Origin of the sequence: Streptomyces sp. NBC_00203 (assembly GCF_045206325.1) — a bacterium.
In the GTDB taxonomy this organism is placed as follows: Bacteria; Actinomycetota; Actinomycetes; order Streptomycetales; family Streptomycetaceae; genus Streptomyces; species Streptomyces lutosisoli.
In genome coordinates this window covers 2,442,985-2,461,621 of record NZ_CP108126.1, presented here as the reverse complement: position 1 = coordinate 2,461,621, position 18,637 = coordinate 2,442,985, and the positions used below count along the sequence as shown (strand labels likewise).

At 68.8% G+C, this 18,637-nt stretch carries 15 protein-coding genes; 14 read left to right on the top strand and 1 reads right to left on the bottom strand.

What is annotated here, in order from left to right:
* Positions 1-29: 29 nt before the first annotated feature.
* The 14 genes from OG975_RS11345 to OG975_RS11280 all read left to right on the top strand — a co-directional run bounded on the left by OG975_RS11345 (position 30) and on the right by OG975_RS11280 (position 16,156).
* Positions 30-869 (top strand): carbohydrate ABC transporter permease, encoded by an 840-nt coding sequence (locus OG975_RS11345; protein WP_406336238.1) that lies wholly within the window; start codon positions 30-32, stop codon positions 867-869.
* Between the two features lie 14 nt (positions 870-883).
* Positions 884-2,179, top strand: a complete 1,296-nt coding sequence (locus tag OG975_RS11340) for a polysaccharide lyase family 1 protein (RefSeq protein WP_406328997.1) — start codon at positions 884-886, stop codon at positions 2,177-2,179.
* Complete coding sequence (locus OG975_RS11335; RefSeq protein ID WP_406328996.1) at positions 2,176-3,348, top strand: Gfo/Idh/MocA family protein; 1,173 nt, start codon at positions 2,176-2,178, stop codon at positions 3,346-3,348. The genes OG975_RS11340 and OG975_RS11335 overlap by 4 nt, the downstream gene beginning before the upstream one ends.
* Complete coding sequence (locus tag OG975_RS11330) at positions 3,345-4,187, top strand: PmoA family protein (RefSeq protein ID WP_406328995.1); 843 nt, start codon at positions 3,345-3,347, stop codon at positions 4,185-4,187. The genes OG975_RS11335 and OG975_RS11330 overlap by 4 nt, the downstream gene beginning before the upstream one ends.
* Complete coding sequence (locus OG975_RS11325; protein ID WP_406328994.1) at positions 4,187-5,719, top strand: family 43 glycosylhydrolase; 1,533 nt, start codon at positions 4,187-4,189, stop codon at positions 5,717-5,719. Before OG975_RS11330 ends, OG975_RS11325 begins: the two co-directional genes overlap by 1 nt.
* Before the next feature lie 40 nt (positions 5,720-5,759).
* Positions 5,760-7,772, top strand: a complete 2,013-nt coding sequence (locus OG975_RS11320) for a pectinesterase family protein (protein ID WP_406328993.1) — start codon at positions 5,760-5,762, stop codon at positions 7,770-7,772.
* Between the two features lie 104 nt (positions 7,773-7,876).
* Positions 7,877-9,211: an ABC transporter substrate-binding protein gene (locus OG975_RS11315; protein ID WP_406328992.1), complete on the top strand. Its 1,335-nt coding sequence runs from the start codon at positions 7,877-7,879 to the stop codon at positions 9,209-9,211.
* 135 nt (positions 9,212-9,346) lie between these two features.
* Positions 9,347-10,147, top strand: a complete 801-nt coding sequence (locus tag OG975_RS11310) for a rhamnogalacturonan acetylesterase (RefSeq protein ID WP_406328991.1) — start codon at positions 9,347-9,349, stop codon at positions 10,145-10,147.
* 41 nt (positions 10,148-10,188) lie between these two features.
* A complete protein-coding gene (locus OG975_RS11305; RefSeq protein ID WP_406328990.1) occupies positions 10,189-11,508 on the top strand; it encodes a polysaccharide lyase family 1 protein in 1,320 nt (439 codons plus the stop codon).
* 173 nt (positions 11,509-11,681) lie between these two features.
* A complete protein-coding gene (locus OG975_RS11300) occupies positions 11,682-12,851 on the top strand; it encodes a pectinesterase family protein (RefSeq protein ID WP_406328989.1) in 1,170 nt (389 codons plus the stop codon).
* A 1-nt stretch (position 12,852) separates the two neighbouring features.
* A complete protein-coding gene (locus OG975_RS11295; protein WP_406328988.1) occupies positions 12,853-13,890 on the top strand; it encodes a pectinesterase family protein in 1,038 nt (345 codons plus the stop codon).
* On the top strand, positions 13,883-14,101 hold the full coding sequence (locus OG975_RS11290) for a hypothetical protein (RefSeq protein WP_406328987.1): 219 nt from the start codon (positions 13,883-13,885) through the stop codon (positions 14,099-14,101). Before OG975_RS11295 ends, OG975_RS11290 begins: the two co-directional genes overlap by 8 nt.
* 48 nt (positions 14,102-14,149) lie before the next feature.
* Positions 14,150-15,262: a right-handed parallel beta-helix repeat-containing protein gene (locus OG975_RS11285; RefSeq protein ID WP_327427774.1), complete on the top strand. Its 1,113-nt coding sequence runs from the start codon at positions 14,150-14,152 to the stop codon at positions 15,260-15,262.
* Positions 15,263-15,358: 96 nt separating this feature from the next.
* Entirely contained in the window at positions 15,359-16,156 is a 798-nt protein-coding gene (locus tag OG975_RS11280; protein WP_406328986.1) for an HAD family acid phosphatase, read from the top strand.
* On the opposite strand, the gene OG975_RS11275 is transcribed toward OG975_RS11280, so the two are convergent.
* Complete coding sequence (locus OG975_RS11275) at positions 16,153-18,402, bottom strand: family 43 glycosylhydrolase (protein ID WP_406328985.1); 2,250 nt, start codon at positions 18,400-18,402, stop codon at positions 16,153-16,155. The genes OG975_RS11280 and OG975_RS11275 overlap by 4 nt on opposite strands.
* Positions 18,403-18,637 lie beyond the last annotated feature (235 nt).

Here is an 18,637-nt window from a genome sequence, read left to right as displayed (position 1 = left end):
CGGAGTCCGGCGCGGGCATCGCCGTCCCGATGCGCCCCGCGGGGAAGCGGCACCGCGCCTGGGACGAGGTCCCGCGCTGGCAGATCTACGTGCCCCTCGGCATCTACCTGCTCTTCACCCTGATCCCCTTCTACTGGATCCTCCTCTTCGCGCTGCGCCCGGCCGGTTCGACCTCGCTCGTGCCCTGGCCCATGACCTTCGAGCACTTCGACAAGGTGTGGAACGAGCGCAGCTTCGGGATCTACTTCCAGAACAGCGTGCTCATCGCCGTCGCCACACTGGTGATGACGACTGTCGTGGCGCTCGCCGGCGGCTACGCTCTCGCCCGCTTCGACTTCAAGATCAAGCGCGGCTTCATGCTGGCGCTGCTCTGCTCGCAGTTCGTGCCGGGGGCGCTGCTCCTGGTCCCGCTCTTCCAGATCTTCGCCAAGCTCCAGATGATCAACTCGCTCGCGAGTGTCGTCCTCGCCGAGACGGTCTTCCAGCTGCCGCTGTCGATGATCCTCATCAGCGGGTTCATCAGGAACGTGCCGCCCTCGCTGGAGGAGGCCGCCTGGGTCGACGGCTGCAACCGCTTCAACGGCTTCCGGATCGTCGTACTCCCGTTGCTGCGGCCCGGGTTGATCGCCGTCGGCTCCTTCGCCTTCGTGCACGCCTGGAACCACTTCCTGTTCGCCCTGATGTTCCTCAGCGACCAGAGCAAGCAGACCATCCCGGTCGGCCTCAACACCCTGATGAGCTCCGACAGCGTCGACCTGGGCGCGCTGGCCGCGGGCGGCATCATCGCCGCCGTCCCCGTCGTCATCGTCTTCGCCTTCATTCAGAAGTGGCTGATCACCGGCTTCAGCGCGGGGGCGGTGAAGGGATGAGGCACCCACGGCGGATGAGACGCCTTCTTCAAGTGGTCGCCGTGGTCGGCCTGTTGGGAGTGGTCCTCAGCACTCCGGCCGGCGCCGACGCCCGGGACATCAGCCGAGACACCCTGGCCGCGGACGACGGCTGGGCGGCGGCGGAGGGCGGCACCACCGGTGGCGCGGCGGCCGACGACGCCCATGTCTTCACCGTACGCAGCCGTGCCGAGCTGGTCCGCGCCCTCGACGGCGGCAGCGCCACCCCGAAGATCATCAAGATCGCGGGGACGATCGACGCCAACACCGACGACGACGGCCATCACCTGGACTGCGACGACTACGCGAGCGACGGGTACGCCCTGAAGGAGTACCTGGCCGCGTACGACCCCCGCACCTGGGGCTCGGCCAAGCCCAGCGGTGCGCAGGAGGAAGCCCGCCAGGCGTCCGCCGCCCGGCAGGCCGCGCGCGTCGAACTCCTCGTCGGCTCCAACACCACCATCGTCGGCCTCGGCTCCGGTGCCGTGCTGAAGGGCGCCAGCCTCCAGGTCAAGAACGCGGACAACGTCATCGTCCGCAACCTCGAACTCCGCGACGCCTACGACTGCTTCCCCGTCTGGCAGCCCAACACCGGTGGCCTCGGCGACTGGAAGACGTCGTACGACACCCTCTGGCTGAGCGGCGCCACCCATGTGTGGGTCGACCACATCACCGCGAGCGACAAGGGCCACCCCGACGCCGGCGAACCCACCTACTTCGGCCGCAACTACCTTCGTCACGACGGCCTGTTGGACATCACCACCGGTTCCGACCTGGTCACCGTCTCCTGGAGCCGGTTCGCCGACCACGACAAGGCGATGCTCATCGGCAACAGCGACGCGGCGACCGGGGACCGCGGCAGACTCCGCGTCACCCTGCACCACAACGAGTTCGAGGGTGTCGTCCAGCGCGCGCCGCGCGTCCGCTTCGGCCAGGTGCACGTCTACGACAACCGGTACGTGGTGCCCGCCGGCTCCGAGTACCGCTACTCGCTGGGCGTCTCCACCGAGTCGGCGGTCTACGCCGAGAACAACGCCTTCACCACGCCCGGCCATGTCGAGGTCGCCGACCTCGTGAAGAGCTGGAACGGCACGGCCCTGCACCAGACCGGGACGCTCTTCAACGGCTTCCCCGTCGACCTGCTGGCCATCTACAACGCCTACAACTCCGGCAGCGAGCGCGACCTGACCGCCGACGTCGGCTGGACGCCCACGCTGCACGGGACGATCGACAGCGCCCGGCAGGCCGACCGCGATGTGCAGCGCGGCGCGGGTGCGGGGAGGGTCCGATGAGCACGCCCCACGCGAAGGAAACCCCGCTGCCGGTCGTCCTCGCGGGCGCCCGCGGTCACGGCCGCTGGCATCTGCGGAACATCGGCCGTCTCCAGGAGAAGGGTCTCGTACGACTCGTCGGCATCTGCGAGCTGAACCCGCTCAGCGAGGAGGAGCTCAAGGAGGACTTCCAGGGCCAACTTCCGGAGCAGTCCGCCGACTTCGGCGCCCTCCTGGACTCCACCGGCGCCGCGATCGCGGTGATCTGCACGCCCATCCCCACCCACACCGACCTGGCGCTGATCGCCGCGCGGAAGGGCGTACACCTGCTGCTGGAGAAGCCGCCCGCGCCGTCCTACGCGGAGTTCCGCAGGATGGCGGACGGTGTCGCCGCGGCCGGAGTGGTCTGCCAGATCGGCTTCCAGTCGCTCGGCTCGCACGCGGTGCCCGCGATCCGCGAGCTGATCGCCCAGGGCGCGCTCGGCAAGGTGATCGGTATCGGCGGGGCCGGAGCCTGGGCACGCGACGAGGCGTACTACCGGCGCGCGCCGTGGGCGGGCAAGCGCCGCATGAACGGCGTGGACGTGGTCGACGGGGTGTTGACGAACCCCCTCGCGCACGCCGTCGCCACGGCCCTCGCGCTGGACGGCTCCACCCGCGCGGAGGACATCCCCGGGATCGAGACCGAGCTGCTGCGCGCCAACGACATCGAGTCCGACGACACCTCGTGCGTGCGCGTCGTCACCGCGAAGAGCCGTATCACCGTCGCCGCGACGCTCTGCGCCGAACGGCCCGACGAGCCGTACGTCCTCGTGCACGGCGCCCAGGGGCGGATCACCTTCTGGTACAAGCAGGACCGCGTGCTCGTACAGCGGTCCGGGCGGGGCCCGGAGGAGATCGAGTACGGCCGCACCGACCTGCTGGAGAACCTGGTCGCCCATCTGACGGCCGGCGCCGAACTGCTGGTCACGCCCGAGTCGACGGGCGCCTTCATGAAGGTGGTCGAAGCGATCCGCCGGGCGCCCGACCCCGTCGCGCTGCCCGACCACGCCTGGGAGCTGCTGCCCGGCGAGAACCGCCGGGTCGTCCGGGGCATCGACGGACTCGTCGCGGCCGCCGCCGACACCCTCGCCCTCTACTCCGAACTGGGCGCCCCCTGGGCGGCCTTGAACGAGGTGAGTGTCCGATGAACAACGAGTCACTCGTCCTGCGTATCGCGGGCCGCCCCGTCGCCCGGTACATCACCCGGCCCGCCCTGCCGCCCAAGCTCTCCCCGCGTCCGTATCTGCACCCCGTCACCACCCTGGCCGGTACGGCTGTCACCGAGCTCAGCCCCGCCGACCACGCACACCACCTCGGCGTCGGTGTCGCCGTTCCCGACGTCGAGGGGCACAACTTCTGGGGCGGGCGCACCTATGTACGCGACCAGGGGCCAACCGAGCTCGACAACCACGGCGCCCAGCGGCACGCCGCCTTCCAGCTGCGCGACCCCGACGGCTTCGTGGAGGAGCTGCGCTGGGTGGCCGCGGGCGGCGAGCTGCTGCGCGAGCGCCGTACGGTCGCGGCGGCCGAACTCACCGAAACCGCATGGGCGTTGGACTTCACGTTCTCGCTCACCAACACGACCGATCACGAGCTGACCATCGGTAGCCCCGCCACCAACGGGCGGCCCGGCGCGGCCTACGGCGGCTTCTTCTGGCGTGCCCGCAAAGAGGCCGAGGCGCCGCGCATCTTCACCGCCGGCACCGAGGGCGAGGAGGCGATCCACGGCACCCGCGCCGACTGGCTCGCCCTCTCCGGCGCCACCTGGACGCTCGTCTTCGCCGGGGCCACCGATGCGACCCGCCGCGACCCCTGGTTCGTGCGAACCACCGAGTACCCGGGGGTCGGCTCGTCGCTCGCACACGAGGCACGGCTGCCGGTCGCGGCCGGGGAGACGGTCGTACGGCGGGTCGTCACCGTCGTCGCGGACGGCGCCCTCGACCGGGCCGAGGCCGCCGCGCTGGTGCGGAAGGCGGTGAGCCCGTGATGGCCCTGACCTCCGCCGACCTGGGCGACGGCACCTACCGCAACCCCGTCCTCGACGCCGACTGGTCCGACCCCGACCTGCTCCGTGTCGGCGACGACTTCTACCTCACCGCCTCCAGCTTCGGCCGCGCCCCGGGCCTGCCGCTGCTGCACTCCCGTGACCTGGTCAACTGGACGCTCGTCGGACACGCCCTCCAACTCCTCGAACCCGCGAGCGACTTCAGGAAGCCCCGGCACGACTGCGGGGTGTGGGCGCCGTCCCTGCGTCATCACGACGACCGGTTCTGGATCTTCTGGGGCGACCCCGACCACGGGATCTTCCAGGTCAACGCCCCGGAGATCAGAGGCCCTTGGACCCGTCCGCACCTGGTCAAGGAGGGCAAAGGGCTCATCGACGCCTGCCCGCTGTGGGACGAGGAGACCGGCGAGGCGTATCTCGTGCACGCCTGGGCCAAGTCCCGCGCGGGCGTGAAGAACCGGCTCACCGGCCACCGGATGCGCCCCGACGGCACCGGACTGCTCGACGAGGGCAAGGTGATCGTCGACGCCGACCTGATCCCCGGCTGGTTCACCCTGGAAGGGCCCAAGGCCTACCGGCACGACGGCTGGTTCTGGATCTTCGCGCCCGCCGGGGGAGTGGAGTCCGGCTGGCAGGGCGCCTTCCGCTCACGCGGCTTCTTCGGGCCGTACGAGGAGCGGATCGTCCTGGAGCAGGGCGACACCGAGGTCAACGGCCCGCACCAGGGCGGCTGGGTGCGCACGGCGGCCGGCGAGGACTGGTTCGCGCACTTCCAGCAGCGTGGCCCGTACGGGCGGGTCGTCCACCTCCAGCCGATGCGCTGGGGCACGGACGGCTGGCCGGTCCTCGGCGACGAGGGCGCCCCCGTCGCCGTACACAAGAAGCCGGATCTGCCGCCCCAGCCGGCGTCCGCGCCCGCCACGGACGACGACTTCCCCGGCGGCCGCTATGGGCGCCAGTGGCAGTGGACCGCCAATCCGCAGGACGGCTGGGCCACACAGCACTCAGGGGACGGGCTGCGGCTGAGCTGCGTACGGACGGTCGACGCGCACGATCTGCGCAAGCTCCCGAACGTGCTCACGCAGCGGCTGCCCGGTATCTCCGCCACCGTAGAGGTCGAGCTGCGGCTCGACAGCGAGGAGCCGGGGGCGCGGGCCGGGCTCGCGGTGCTCGGGGACGCGTTCAGCTGGATCGGGCTCCAGCGGGAACACGACGGATCGGTGCGGCTGGTGCACCGGTTCGCCGAGTCGGTCGCCGACCGGGAGCGCGACGCCGCGCATTCGCCGGCGGCGCCCGAGGGGCGGGCCCGGCTGTGGATCGAGATCGGCGCCGGGGCGCGCTGCCGCTTCTCGTACGACGTCGGTGACGGCCGGCAGCCTTCCGGCCAGGTCTTCGCCGCCACCCCCTGGCGCTGGGTCGGCGCCCTGCTCGGGCTCTTCGCGCTCGCACCCGTCGGCGGGGGACACGCCGGCGCGGCCTCGTTCACGCACTTCCGCATCACCGCGACCCCCTGAGGGTCGATTCCTGCCATCCGTACGCCTGTTGGGAGCCGCAATGACGCACCTCCATAGCAAGCGCTTGCCAGGTCCAGGCCTGGGGAGAACCCTGGCCGCCGTCGTGGGACTGGTGGCAGCCCTGACTCTGGGGGCTGTCGGCCAGGCGAAGGCCGTCGATGCCCCGTCGAAAGCACTTTCGGCAGCCGCACCGAAAGCACCTTCGGCGATGGACCGTTGGAGCGATCAGCCGCACGGATTCGCTTCCCTCGACGGCGGCACCACCGGTGGCGCGGGCGGCAAGGTCGTCACGGTCAACGACCAGGCCTCGCTCGCGAAGTACGCGGCCGCCGAGGAGCCGTACGTCATCCGGGTCTCGGGAGCCGTCGCCGTCGAGCCCTTCGGTTCCGACATCGTCGTGGCCTCGAACAAGACGATCATCGGCGTCGGTGACACCGGCGAGATCGTCCACGGGGAGCTGCACCTCAACCCCGGTACGCACAACGTGATCATTCGCAATCTGACGATCCGCGATTCCTACGTCGAGGGCGACTGGGACGGTAAGACGCAGGACTTCGACGCCATCCAGATGGACACCGTCGACCACGTCTGGATCGACCACAACCGGTTCACACACATGGGCGACGGGCTGCTCGACATCCGCAAGGACAGCCAGTACATCACCGTCTCCTACAACCAGTTCACGAACCACAACAAGGCGTTCGGCATCGGCTGGACCGCCAACGTCAAGACGCAGATCACCATCGACCACAACTGGTTCAACGGAACGAAACAACGCAATCCGTCCGCCGACAACTGCGCCTACGCGCACCTCTACAACAACTATCTGTCGGCGCAGGTGGCGGACGGCGACCCGGTCTGGACGTACGGCAACTGGTCGCGCGGGCAGACCAAGATGGTCATCGAGAACAGCTACTACGACGGGGTCCAGCACCCCTATCAGGCCGACGCCACCGCCGAGTTGGTGCAGCGCGGGTCCATTCTGAAGAACACCACCGGGCGGCACGACGCGTGGGGCACGGCCTTCGACCCGCACGACTTCTACGCCTACCGGCTGGACCCGGCGGCCGCCGTTCCCTCGCTGGTCGCCAAGTTCTCAGGTCCGCAAGCGCGGATCGGCACCGTGCTGAACGTGCCTGCCGACTACCCGACCGTCCAGGCCGCCGTGGACGCCGTGCCCGACGGCAACGGCAGCCCCGTGACCATCGCGATCGCGCCCGGAACGTACCGCGCGAAGGTCTACATTCCCGCGACCAAGCCGAACTTGGTGCTCCAGGGGACTGGACAAGATCGCTCCGACACCGTCATCGTCTACGACACCCCCGCACAGTTCGGCGGCTCGACCGGAAGCGCCACCGTGCGGATCGCCGCGAACGACGTCACCGCGCGCGACCTCACCTTCAGCAACGACTTCGACGAGGCCGCGTACGAGTACAGCGGCGAGCAGGCCCTGGCGATGAAGACGACGGGCGACCGCATCGTCTTCGAGAACACGGCCTTCCTGGGCAACCAGGACACCCTGATGACCGACAGCCCCAAGCTGAACCTCATCAGCCGGGTCTACATCCGCGACTCGTACATCGAGGGCGATGTCGACTTCCTCTACGGACGCGCGACGACCGTGATCGAGCGATCGGTCATCCGCGCGCTCAGCCGTGGCTCCACCACCAACAACGGCTATCTCACGGCCGCTTCGACCTGGAAGGACAACCCGTACGGGTTCCTGATCACCAGGTCGAGGGTCGTGAGCGACGCGCCCGCCGGGTCCTTCCACCTCGGCAGGCCCTGGCACCCGGGCGGCGAACCCGACGCGGTCGCCCAGGTGTTGTTCCGCGACACCGAGCTGCCGGCCGCGGTGAAGGCCTCGCCGTGGACCGACATGAGCGGCTTCTCGTGGAAGGACGCGCGGTTCGCCGAGTACCGGACGTACGGACCCGGCGCCACCGTCACCGACGACCGGCCGCAGCTGAGCGACGCCGACGCGGCCGGCTACACGGTCGCCAACTACCTCGCGGGCACGGACGGTTGGGCGCCGCAAGCCCAGCACCGCTGACAAGACCCCACAGCACCCCCGCACCACCACAACACCCCCGCAGTACCTCGTATCACCGCAGCACCACCACAACCCCGCTGGATCCAGAAGAAGAGAGCCGACCAATGAAGATCAGCATCCGTAGAACCAGGCGTGCCGCCATGGCCGTCGCCCTGGGCTCCGTGCTCGCGCTCACCGCCACCGCCTGCGGCGACGACGGCAGTGGCTCGGCCGGGGACAAGGGCAACGAGGGCTCCGGCAAGGGCGAGATCACCTTCTGGGACAACAACGGCGGTGTCCGTACCGACGTCTGGAAGGAGATCATCAAGGACTTCGAGAAGAAGTACCCGGACATCAAGGTCAACTACGTCGGAGTGCCCGCCGCGAGCGTCCAGTCCAAGTACGACACCGCCATCCAGGGCGGCGGCCTGCCGGACGTCGGCGGGGTGGGCACCGCGATGCTCGCCGAGGTCGCCGCGCAGGGCGCCCTCGAACCGCTCGACAGCCGGCTCACGAAGAGCTCGCTGAACGGCAAGCTCAGCGCGAACTTCCTGGCCAGCGTCAAGGCCGCCGGCGGCGACGGCAAGACGTACACCGTGCCGACCTCCGCCAACAACGGCACGCTCTGGTACCGGACCGACCTGTTCACGGCGGCGGGCCTGGACGCGCCGACCACATGGACCAAGTTCTACGCGGCTGCCGACAAGCTCACCAACTCGGGCAAGAACAAGTTCGGTTACACCATCCGCGGCGGCGAGGGCTCGATCGCGCAGGCCCTGGACGCCACGTACGGGCAGAGCGGCATCACCGAGTTCTGGAACGGCGACAAGACCACGGTCAACGACGCGAAGAACGTGACCGCGCTGGAGAAGTACGTCGCGCTGTACAAGAAGGACACCCCGTCCGCCGACGTCAACAACGACTTCACCAAGATGGTCGCGCAGTGGGACTCCGGCACGATCGGGATGCTGAGCCACAACCTCGGCTCCTACGCGGACCACGAGAAGGCGCTGAGCGGCAAGTTCAAGGGCATCCCGAACCCGACGCTGGACGACGGCACGCGGGTGCAGATCTCCAACCCCGTGGACGGGCTCGGGCTGTTCAAGTCCAGCAAGAACAAGTCGGCGGCCTGGAAGTTCATCGAGTTCGCCGCGTCCCACGAGGCCAACAGCAAGTGGAACGAGTCGGCGGCGCAGGTTCCGGCGAACACGGAGGCGGCGCAGGACGCGTGGGTGCAGGCGTCTGAGCCGACGAAGCTGGCGGCCGAGGCGTTGAATGGTTCCACGACGAAGATCGTGCAGTTGCCGTACTACCTGCCGGACTGGAACACGATCTCGAAGACCGACAACGAGCCGAACTTCCAGAAGGTGCTGCTCGGGAAGATGTCGGCGAAGGACTTCCTGAACACGTTGGCCGACCAGCTGAACAAGGCGCAGGCGGACTGGAAGGCGAATCACTAGTCCGGCTCGTTTTCTGTGCGCGGTCGGTTCGGGGGTGCTGGGTTGTATCGCGTCTCCGGACCGGCCGTGGCTGGTCGCGCAGTTCCCCGCGCCCCTGAAAAGCCCTCCTCACCCCCTGGTTGAAAGGCACCCCCCGTGTCCCTCACCCGCAGACAGGTCACCAGCGCAGCCCTCGCCGCCGTTCCCCTCGCCGTCGCCGCGACGGCCCCTGCGACCGCTGCACCCAAGGGAGCCCGACGCGTGCGCACCCTCTACATCGCCGGTGACTCCACCGCCGCTCAGAAGTATGCCGACGCCGCGCCCGAGACCGGGTGGGGGATGGCGTTCCCGTTCTTCCTTCGTGAGGGGCTGGAGGTCGCCAACCACGCGGTGAACGGGCGGAGTTCGAAGAGTTTTGTCGATGAGGGGCGTCTCGACGTCATCCTCGAAGCGATCCGGCCCGGCGACTTCCTGCTCATCCAGTTCGGGCACAACGACGAGAAGAGCGCGGACCCGACCCGCTATACGGAGCCGTGGACGACGTACCAGGACTACCTGCGTCAGTACGTCGACGGGGCGCGGGCCCGTGGCGCGCGGCCGGTGCTCGCCACCTCCGTCGAGCGCAGGAAGTTCGACGCGGACGGCAACGCGCTGCCGACCCATGGCGACTACCCGGCGTCGATGCGGGCGCTCGCCGAGGACGAGCATGTCGCGCTGCTCGACATCCAGGCCCTGTCGCTCGCCCTGTGGCAGAAGCTCGGTGTCGAGGAGACGAAGAAGTACTTCAACTGGACCGAGACCGAGCAGGACAACACGCACTTCAACCCGCCCGGTGCGATCGCCGTGGCCCGTCTCGTCGCGGCCGAGCTGCTGCACCGCCGGGTGCTGACGCCCCGGGACGTGCGCCGGCTCGACGAGGTGATCCCCGAGTCGTGGATCACCTGGCCCACCGCGTGACCCCCTGACCCCCTGACCCGATGGAAAGAGAGAGCCGCACCATGAACACACAGAGATGGCATGGGCATGTCACAGCAAGGGTGGCCGCGCTGATCGGCTGCACCGCCCTCGTCCTCACCGTCACCGGCACCTCCGCCCAGGCCCAGCCCCGCGACCTCGGCCGCCAGACCCTCGCCGCCGGTGACGGCTGGGCCTCCGACGGCACCGGGACCACGGGAGGTGCGGCCGCCGACGCAGCGCACGTCTACACCGTCACCAGCTGGGCCGAGTTCAAGGCCGCCCTGGCGGACGGCGGCACCGCACCGAAGATCATCAAGGTCAAGGGCACGATCGACGCCAACGCCGAGGGCTGCGACTCCTTCGCCGCCGACGGCTACGACTTCGCCGCCTACCTGGACAAGTACTCGCCGGAGAACTGGGGGTACGACACCAACCTGGACGCCGAACCGGCCGACAGCCCCGAGGGCCTGCGCCGCACCTCCGCCGCCAACCAGGACGCCGCCATCAAGGCGTTCGTCCCCGCCAACACCACCATCGTCGGCATCGGCGAGGACGCGGGCTTCAAGGGCGCGAGCCTGCAGATCAAGGCCGTCGACAATGTCATCATCCGCAACCTCGCCTTCGAGAGCCCCCTCGACTGCTTCCCGCAGTGGGACCCGACCGACGGCGACACCGGGAACTGGAACTCCGAGTACGACAGCGCGGTGGTGTACGGCGCCACGCACATCTGGCTCGACCACAACACGTTCACCGACGGGGACCACCCGGACAGCACCCTGCCGACGTACTACGGCCGGATCTTCGAGCAGCACGACGGCGAGCTCGACATCGTCAAGGGCGCCGACTACGTGACCGCCTCCTGGAACGTCTTCGCCGACCACGACAAGACGATCCTGATCGGCAACAGCGACAGCGCGTCGACCGCCGCCGTCGACCGGGGGCACCTGAAGGTCACCTTCCACCACAACCTGTTCACCGGCCTGGTCGAGCGCGCGCCGCGCGTCCGCTTCGGCCAAGTGGACTCGTACAACAACCACTTCGTGGCCGACTCCACGTACTCCTACAGCTTCGGCATCGGCATGGAGTCCCAACTCGTCGCCGAGCACAACGCGTTCACGCTGCCGGACGGGATCAGCGCTGCGAAGGTCCTGAAGAAGTGGAAGGAGGCGCCGCTCACCGCCGACGACAACTACGTCAACGGCACGGCCACCGACCTGATCGCCGTGCACAACGCGGAGATCCCGGCCGAGACGCTCCAGTCCGGCGCCGGATGGACGCCCACCCTGCGGACGAAGGTCGACCCGCCGAAGGCCGTCCCGCGGATCGTCGACCACGGCGCCGGCGCCGGAAAGATCTGCTGACCCGCCTCCCGATCCGGCCGGAGCGGCTCCGCACCGCCCCCTCATCCGGGGGCGCGCCGCTCCGGCCCCCTCCGGGCGCGTTCCGTTCCGGCCCCCACCCAGGGGCGGGCGCTCCCGTCTTCCCCCTCCTTGACCACCTCCTCGACTGAGCCGCACAGCGAAGGAGCATCGCCATGCTCTCCCGCCCCACCTCCCCAAGCCGCGCCACTTCCCCGAGCCGCAGAACCTTCCTCGTCGCTAGCGCAGGGGCCGCCCTCGCGCTCGGCCTCACCACGACCCCCGCGAGCGCCGGAGGCCGTTCGCCCTTCGGGCGTTACGGTTCGCCGTCCGCGCGCCTCACCGAGCGGACGCTGTACGTCCATCCCGACGGGCTCGGCGACCACACCACCGTCCAGGCCGCCGTGACCGCCGCGACCGGTGCCGGATACACGCTGGTCATCGCGGCCGGCGTGTACCGCGAGACGGTCTCCGTCGGCGTGACCGACCCGGCGACCGGCCTGCCCGGCGTCGCGGGCACCGAGATGACCTGGATCGGCGCCTCCGAGGATCCGCGCGATGTCGTCGTCGTGTACGACAACGCCAACGGCAAGCAGAAGCCCGACGGTTCGGGCACCTACGGCACCACGGGGTCGGCCACCACCACCGTGCGCACCGACGGCTTCACCGCCCGCTGGATCACCTTCGCCAACGACTGGCTGCGCGCCGACCACCCCGAGATCACCGGCACCCAGGCCGTCGCCATCAAGGTGCAGGGCGACCGCTCGGCCTTCGAGCACTGCCGCTTCCTGGGCCATCAGGACACGCTGTACGCCGACTCGATCGCGCTCGGCACCTTCGCCCGCCAGTACTACCGGGACTGCTACATCGAGGGCGACGTCGACTTCGTCTTCGGCCGGGCGACGGCGGTGTTCGAGCACTGCCACTTCCACACCCTGGCCCGCACGGACCTGGCCGCCGCTCCGTACGGCTTCGTCTTCGCGCCGTCCACCGCGGTCGCCAACCCGCGCGGCTACCTGGTCACCCGGAGCCGTGTCACCAGCGAGGCCCCGGACGCGTACTACAAGCTGGCCCGCCCCTGGGTGCCGGGCTCGGACACCACCGCCCGGCCGATGCTGACCGTCCGCGACACCCGCCTGGACGCCGGGATCGACGCGGTCGCGCCCTACACCAACATGTCGGCCACCTACCCGTGGCAGAGCCAGCGCTTCGCCGAGTACCGCAACTCCGGTCCGGGCGCCGTGATCAGCGTCCTGGAGAACCGGCCCCAACTCACCGACGAGGAGGCCGAGTCGGCGACCCGCGAGGCGTACCTCGGCGAGTGGACCCCGTGGAAGGGGTGCTGAGATGCGCCGACGCGCCTTCCTGACCGCCGCGGTGGCCGGAACGGCCGGGGCCCTGACCGGCTTCGGCGCGGCCCCCGCCTTCGCCCACGACCGCCGAGTCCTGCACGTCCGCCCCGGCGACTCCGTCCAGGCCGCGGTGGACGCGGTGGACGGACCGGGCTGGACGATCGTCGTCCACCCCGGCACGTATCGCGAAGTCGTCAACATCCCTGTCACCGCAGTGGACTTGACGCTGCGCGGCGCCACCCGTGACCCGCGTGACGCCGTCATTGTGTTCGATCACGCCAACGGGACGCAGAAGCCCGACGGTTCCGGGACGTACGGCACCGCGGGCTCTGCCACCTTCACCTCGGCGGCGCCCGGCCTGACCGTGCACGGGCTGACGATCGCCAACGACTGGCTGCGGGCGGACCACCCGGAGATCACGGGGACGCAGGCGGTCGCCGCGTACATCACCGGTGACCGTTCGTCCTTCTCGCGGGTGCGGCTGCTGGCCCACCAGGACACGCTGTTCGCGGACACGACGGCGCTCACCGCCTTCGACCGGCAGTACTACCGGGACTGCTACATCGAGGGCGACGTCGACTTCGTCTTCGGCCGGGCCACCGCCGTCTTCGAGCGCTGTCACTTCCACACCCTCGACCGGGACGTCACCTTCAAGCCCGAGGGCATGGTCTTCGCACCGGCCACGGCCCGCGCGAATCCCTACGGCTTCCTGGCCGTCCGCAGCCGGGTCACCTCCGGCGCCGAGGACGCGGCGTACAAGATCGCCCGGCCGTGGGTCCCGTCGTACGAGACCACCGCCTGGCCCTCGCTCGTCGTGCGCGAGACGGAGCTGGGACCCGGCATCGACGCGGTGGCGCCGTACACCAACATGCGCGAGGCCTACCCCTGGCAGAGCATGCGGTTCAGGGAGTACCGGAACACCGGTCCGGGCGCGCTGATCAGCGTTCCGGAGAACCGGCCCCAACTCGCCGACGCGGAAGCCGAGGTGCACACGCGCGAGACGTATCTCGGGGACTGGAGCCCCTGTGCGTAGGGCCGTCGCGGCCTACGGAGGTACGCACTTCCGCGACACCGGCTCCTGGTTCAACGGCCCCCCCGCCCGCCTCGACGCGGTGGTGACCGGCCTGGGCCTCACGGACGACGTCGGCTGGGACCCCGCCGACGCCTACGACTACCGGCAGTTCACGTCCCCGTCGGCGGTCGAGCACTACGTCCTGCGCCACTCCGGCGCTGGACGCCACTGAATCCCCAGCACCTCCACCATCGACCCAGAGACGAAAGGACCGCACTCCATGTCTCGTCGTACCGCTCTCACCCTCGGCGCCGCTCTGGCGCTGGGCGCAGGCCTCGCCGTCCTCCCCACCCAGGCTCAGGCGGCCACGGTCGTCGTCGACACGACCGCCGAACTGACCAGCGCCATCTCCAGCGCCACCGCAGGCACCGTCATCCAGGTGCGCGGCGGCACGTACTACCCGACCGCCACCCTCCAGTCCACGACGAACGGCACCTCGTCCAGCCCGGTCACCCTCACGGCGTACGGCTCGGAGACGGTGAAGATCGACGGCTCGTCGCTCCCCTCCGGCGACTGGATCTTCAAGCTGACCGCCGACTACTGGAACGTCTCCAACATGACCTTCCAGAACTCCCCGGACAGCGCCGTCGTCTGCCAGTCCTGCACCGGCACGAACTGGAGCAACATCAAGACCATCAACGGCGGCGACTCCGGCTTCACGCTCACGGGTGATGGCACCGTCAACAACACGGTCAAGAACATCGACTCGTACGGCAACTACGACTCCGCCAACCACGGCGAGAACGCGGACGGCGTGGCCGTGAAGTTCGGCTCCGGCACCGGCAACCTGATCACCGGCGCCCGCCTGTACAACAACTCGGACGACGGCATCGACTTCTGGTCCTTCTCGTCCCCCGTGACCATCGAGCACACCTGGTCCTTCGGCAACGGCGTCAACCGCTGGTCCGACTCGGCGTTCGCGGGCGACGGCAACGGCTACAAGCTGGGCGGCGACGGCGAGGTGGTCGCCCACGTCGTCAACAACTCGGCGGCCTGGGGCAACGCGGGCAACGGCTTCACCGAGAACAGCAACACCGGTGCGATCGTCATCAACCGCACCACCGCGTACGCCAACAGCAAGTGGGGCTACTACTTCGCCACCAGCTCCGCGAAACTCGGCAAGAACCTGGCGGTGAGCAACGGCAGCGGACTGGTCAGCAAGGGCTCCTCGGTCACGTCGGCCGGCAACAACTGGGACTCCGGGATCTCGACGCCGTCCTTCGTCTCCACGGACGCGAGCACCACGTACAACTCCCGCCAGTCGGGCGGCTCCTTGCCCGCGACCACGTTCCTGACGACGGGCAGCAGCACGATCGGCGCCACGATGAACTGATCCCTTGGAGGACGTGAGGCCCAGTTGTCTGTGGACTATGTATCGATCAGGCAACGGGCCTCGCTTTCAAGGGGGTGACGCGCGTAGAAACCTGTCATGCATAAGCCACTGCGAATAGCGGCGATCGCCGCCACCTGTGCCGTCGCCGGTGCCGCCCTGTACGGCACCGGCGTCGCCACCGCCGACCAGTCGACGGCGAACTCGACCCACGAGCCCTACAACATCGGGCTCCTGGTCAAGGACATCGACACCTACTACGGCACCACGCTCGACAGCAACGGTGTGTACCAGGCGTCCGCGGACAGCCAGTACGCCAAGGACCTGGCGCGCATCGACACCGCCGCCAAGAAGACCATCGACCAGGCGGCGCGCAAGGCGCACCACCGGGGCGAGAACCCCGCGGTCGTCTTCGACATCGACGACACGCTGCTGCTGTCGCTCGACTACGAGAAGAAGACCAACTACACGTACAACTCGGCCTCTTGGGCGACGTACGTGGCCCAGGCCGACCGTCCGGCGGTCTTCGGCACCCCCGAACTCGTCGCGTACGCCGAGTCCAAGGGTGTCGAGGTCTTCTACAACTCGGGCCTGAAGGAGTCGCAGCGCGTCTCCGCGGTCGCGAACCTCAAGAAGGTCGGCGTCGACATCAACCTCGACGCCGACCACATGTTCCTCAAGGACACGGCGAATCCGCCGGCGTACCTGAGCGACTGCGCCACCGCCGGTACCTGGACCTGCACGACCGTGCAGTACAAGTCCGGCACCCGCCAGCACATCGAGGACGACCTCGGGTACGACATCGTCGCCAACTTCGGCGACCAGTACTCCGACCTCGAAGGGGGCTACGCCGACAAGACGTACAAGCTCCCGAACCCGACGTACTTCGTCAGCTAGTTCTCGGACTGGTTCTCGGACTGATTCTCGGACTCGGTCCGTACGGGGCGGATCGACTCCAGGGTCGGCACCACCGGCAGAATCGTGCCGTCGGCCGCGAACTCCATGCGGTCGATGGTGGTCTCCCGGTGCGTGCCGTCCCCGCCCGGCTTCCCGGGGCCGTTCAGGGCGAACCGGTGGTAGACGATGTACCAGTCGTCCGTACCGGGGACGTTCACCACGGAGTGGTGACCGGTGCCCTTGATGCCGTACTCCGGGCGCTTGGACAGGATCGTGCCCCGCTTGGTCCACGGACCGAGCGGGGACGGTCCCGTCGCATAGGCGACGTGGTAGTTCTCGCTGCGGGTGTCGTCCTCGGACCACATGAAGTAGTACGTGCCCTGCCGCTTGACCACGAAGGATCCCTCGCGGAAGTCCGCCGGGGTGATGTCCTTCACTTTCGCCGCGTCGAACGACACCATGTCGTCGTTGAGCGGCACCACGTATCCGTGCCCGTTGCCCCAGTAGAGATACGACTGGCCGTCGTCGTCCGTGAAGACCGCCGGGTCGATCATCTGGCCCGTGAACTGCCCCTTGGCGACGAGGGGTTCGCCCAGCGCGTCCTTGAAGGGGCCGGCGGGGGAGTCCGCGACGGCCACGCCTATCCGCTGCTCCGCGCAGAAGTAGAAGTAGTACTTGCCGTCCCGTTCGGCGATCGCCGGGGCCCAGGCGTTCTTGTCCGCCCACGACACATCGGGACCCAGGTCCAGGATCACCCCGTGGTCCTTCCAGTGCACCAGGTCCTTCGACGAGTACGCCTTGAAACTCGTCCCGCTCCAGCCCGCGTAGCCGTCCGTCGTCGGGTAGATCCAGTACTGGCCGTCCAGGTACTGGATGTCCGGGTCGGCGTTGAGACCGGGCAGGACCGGACTTCGGGTCACCGCCGCCTCGACCGTCCAGGTCCGGCTCGTCCCGTCCGCAGCCGTCACGGTGTACGTCCGCGGCTTGCGGAAGTCGCGGCGCGTACCGGACTTGGGGCTCACCTCGGCGCCCGCGCCGACCCACAGCTTCGGCGCGAGCCGCGAGAGATCGGTGCCGGGCTTCATCGGCAGGACGACCTTGGACGAGGCCTCGGTGACGACCGCGTATCCCTCCTGCCCGTGCGCCGCCGCGTCCACCACCGACGTCCCGGTGGCCGGATACGCGGCGAGCAGCCGGTCGTACTCCGCCTGTGTCACCGGCATGACCGTGCCGTGCCGCGGGCTGGCCGGGAGCTGGTAGTTCGTCGACATCGTCCACTTCCCCGAGTCGAGATCGGTCGTCTCGAAGGGGACGTAACCACGGCCGCCGTACTCGTCGATGAACAGGTACCACTTGTCCTCGGTGTTGGACTTGAAGACCGTCGGGCCCTCACCGCGGTCGATCGAGCCGCTGCCGACGCACTCCGAGACGAAGTCGTACTTCGTGTTCGTCAGCGACGCCGACTTCTCCCCGGTGATGAACTTGGAGCAGGGGCTGGACGAGGTGGGATCGCGCTCGTCCTTCGTGTAGCGGTAGTAACTGCCCTTGTTCTTGATGACCGTTGAGTCGATCACCGAGTAGCCCGGGTCGTCCCAGACCTTCGGCTCGCTGAAGGTGCGGAAGTCCTTCGTGGTGGCGTACAGCATCTTGTTGTACGTCGATCCGGTGTGGTCCGGGTCGTCGTCGGCGTACAGCTTGGACGCCCAGAAGACGACGTACTCGCCCAGGCTGTCGTCCCAATAGGCCTCCGGCGCCCAGGTGTTGCCCGCGCTGTCCGGGGCGACCTTCACCAGGCGCTGGTCGGTCCAGTGGACCAGGTCGGTGGACTCCCAGATCATGATGGACTTGCTGCCGTGGCGCTGGACGTAGTCCCAACTGCCGCTGGAGTTCTTGTACATCCTCAGATCGGTGGCGATGAGGTAGAACTTGTCGCCCTCGGGGGAGCGGATCACAAACGGATCGCGCAGCCCCTTCTCGCCGATGGTGGAGGTGAGCACCGGACTGCCCGCGTTCAACTCCCGCCAGTGCAAGGGGTCGTTGCCGCGGCTGAGGGCGTAGCGGATCTGCTCGCCGTCGGCGGTGCCCTCGCCGGTGAAGTAGGCGAAGAGATAGCCGGCGTACTTCTGATGGTTCACGGGCGGTGCTCCGGAGAGTGCGGGGCTGGGCGGTGCCGTGAGCAGGCCCAGCAGAAGGGCGAGGAGGGGGAAGAGGGGGAGGAAGAGTGTGCGGGCGGTACGGCTTCGCATGACACATCCTGTGGGGGTCTGGTGGATTGTGTTGAATGCCGTGCCCTCGGAGTGTCACCAGTGAGAAACGCTGCGTCAATTGGTGCGGGCGGGACGAGAGGAAGCGAAAAATTTCGATCGCTTTCGCAGGAACCCCGGCAACCTTTCCAGCCACGGCGGCGACCAGGAATCAGAAGCGGGCCGGGGCGGCCCCTCCGGCCCGCTTCGCAGCTCTCCCATTTCCCTAGGAAAGGAA

Excerpts from the sequence above, each read along its gene's own strand:
- OG975_RS11335 (WP_406328996.1), top strand. The coding sequence starts at position 2,176 with ATGAGCACGCCCCACGCGAAGGAAACCCCGCTGCCGGTCGTCCTCGCG.
- OG975_RS11325 (WP_406328994.1), top strand. The coding sequence starts at position 4,187 with ATGGCCCTGACCTCCGCCGACCTGGGCGACGGCACCTACCGCAACCCC.
- OG975_RS11285 (WP_327427774.1), top strand. The coding sequence starts at position 14,150 with ATGTCTCGTCGTACCGCTCTCACCCTCGGCGCCGCTCTGGCGCTGGGC.
- OG975_RS11295 (WP_406328988.1), top strand. The coding sequence starts at position 12,853 with ATGCGCCGACGCGCCTTCCTGACCGCCGCGGTGGCCGGAACGGCCGGG.
- OG975_RS11330 (WP_406328995.1), top strand. The coding sequence starts at position 3,345 with ATGAACAACGAGTCACTCGTCCTGCGTATCGCGGGCCGCCCCGTCGCC.
- OG975_RS11280 (WP_406328986.1), top strand. The coding sequence starts at position 15,359 with ATGCATAAGCCACTGCGAATAGCGGCGATCGCCGCCACCTGTGCCGTC.
- OG975_RS11315 (WP_406328992.1), top strand. The coding sequence starts at position 7,877 with ATGAAGATCAGCATCCGTAGAACCAGGCGTGCCGCCATGGCCGTCGCC.
- OG975_RS11345 (WP_406336238.1), top strand. The coding sequence starts at position 30 with ATGCGCCCCGCGGGGAAGCGGCACCGCGCCTGGGACGAGGTCCCGCGC.
- OG975_RS11340 (WP_406328997.1), top strand. The coding sequence starts at position 884 with ATGAGACGCCTTCTTCAAGTGGTCGCCGTGGTCGGCCTGTTGGGAGTG.
- OG975_RS11300 (WP_406328989.1), top strand. The coding sequence starts at position 11,682 with ATGCTCTCCCGCCCCACCTCCCCAAGCCGCGCCACTTCCCCGAGCCGC.
- OG975_RS11275 (WP_406328985.1), bottom strand. The coding sequence starts at position 18,402 with ATGCGAAGCCGTACCGCCCGCACACTCTTCCTCCCCCTCTTCCCCCTC.
- OG975_RS11305 (WP_406328990.1), top strand. The coding sequence starts at position 10,189 with ATGAACACACAGAGATGGCATGGGCATGTCACAGCAAGGGTGGCCGCG.
- OG975_RS11320 (WP_406328993.1), top strand. The coding sequence starts at position 5,760 with ATGACGCACCTCCATAGCAAGCGCTTGCCAGGTCCAGGCCTGGGGAGA.